The organism is Xanthomonas sp. SHU 199 (assembly GCF_000364665.1).
Lineage (GTDB): Bacteria > Pseudomonadota > Gammaproteobacteria > Xanthomonadales > Xanthomonadaceae > Xanthomonas_A > Xanthomonas_A sontii.
This window is the reverse complement of the sequence record NZ_AQOI01000337.1, coordinates 1-1348: the sequence shown is the minus strand read 5'-3', so window position 1 is coordinate 1348 and position 1348 is coordinate 1. Positions and strand designations below refer to the sequence as shown.

General features: G+C 71.9%; 2 protein-coding genes. Both read right to left on the bottom strand.

Annotated elements, in window-relative coordinates:
- Positions 1 to 296, bottom strand: a 296-nt coding sequence (locus tag D183_RS0111810; RefSeq protein ID WP_017909173.1) for a DUF4440 domain-containing protein, incomplete at its 3' end; no start/stop codon positions are given.
- A 3-nt stretch (positions 297 to 299) separates the two neighbouring features.
- The gene (gene moaA, locus D183_RS0111805) at positions 300 to 1334 is read right to left on the bottom strand and encodes a GTP 3',8-cyclase MoaA (RefSeq protein ID WP_017909172.1); all 1035 of its coding nucleotides are present in this window, start codon (positions 1332 to 1334) and stop codon (positions 300 to 302) included.
- Positions 1335 to 1348: the final 14 nt, after the last annotated feature.

Here is a 1348-nt window from a genome sequence, read left to right as displayed (position 1 = left end):
TGCAGCGCCTGCCGCGGCGGCTCGCCACCGCCGCTGCGCTCGCTGCGATAGCGCAGGTGCGCCAGTTCCGGCGCCAACAACTGCGCCCGCATGTCGAAAGCGCGGTAGCGGAATGCGCCCGACTCAGCCGGTAACGCCTGGAGCACCGCCGGCTTGTCGAAGCAGCGGCCGGAGGCACCGAACTCGACGAAGGCGTCGTCGAGCAGTTCCGCCACGCGCGCCGCTGAGGCACGCACCGCCGGTTCCAGCAATTCCAGTTCCAGCGCGACCAGCGCACGTTGCACGGCGGCGTCCATGGCTCAACCGCCGATCAGGAACATTTCGACGTGCTTGCCGCGCGTGGCGGTCGCCGCGCCGCGCAGTTCGCTGTAGCGATCGTCGCGGCGTTCCCACAGCGCACGCACGCGTTCGGCTAGCGCCTCCTCGCCCCCCGCCAGCGCCGGCCGCAAATCGGTGCCCTCGCCCGCGAACAGACAGGTGTAGAGATGGCCGTCGGCCGAGACCCGGGCGCGGTGGCAATCGCCGCAGAACGGCGCACTGACCGAGGTCACGAAGCCAATCTCGCCGCCGCCATCGGCGAACGCATAGCGCGCGGCGACCTCGCCCGGGTAGTGCGGCGCCAGCGCCTGCAGCGGCCAGCGCGCGGCGATGCGGTCGCGCAGTTCGGCAGCAGGCACCACCCGCTCGCGGCGCCAGGCGTTGCAGGTGCCGACGTCCATGTATTCGATGAAGCGCAGCACGTGGCCACTGCCGCGGAAATGCGCCAGCAACGGCAGCACCTGGTCGTCGTTGATGCCGCGCTGGACCACGCAATTGAGCTTGACCGGCCCCAGCCCGGCCGCGACCGCCGCGTCGATGCCCTCCAGCACCTGCGCGATCTCGCCACGGTCGCCGGACAACTTCCGGAACACCGCCGGCTCGATCGCATCCAGGCTGACCGTGACCCGGCGCAGGCCGGCCTCGCGCAAGGCCTGCGCATGCCGCGCCAGCAGCGCGCCGTTGGTGGTCATGGCCAGATCGTCCACGCCGGGGATGCGCGCCAGCCGCCGCACCAACTCGGGCAGATCGCGGCGCAGCAGCGGTTCGCCGCCGGTCAGGCGCAGCTTGTTGACGCCGTTGCGGACGAAGGCGCGGGCCACCGTCTCCAATTGCGCGAACGACAGCCGCGAAGCGGCGTCGAAGCCGTAATCGTCCGGCACCTTGTCGGCAGGCATGCAGTAGCCGCAGCGGAAGTTGCAGGCCTCGATCACCGACAGCCGCAGGTCGCGCAACGGCCGCCCGCGCCGGTCCGCCGGCGTCGCCGACGCGAGCGGCGGGCGCGGCAGCGCGTTCATCCCGCCGGGACCTA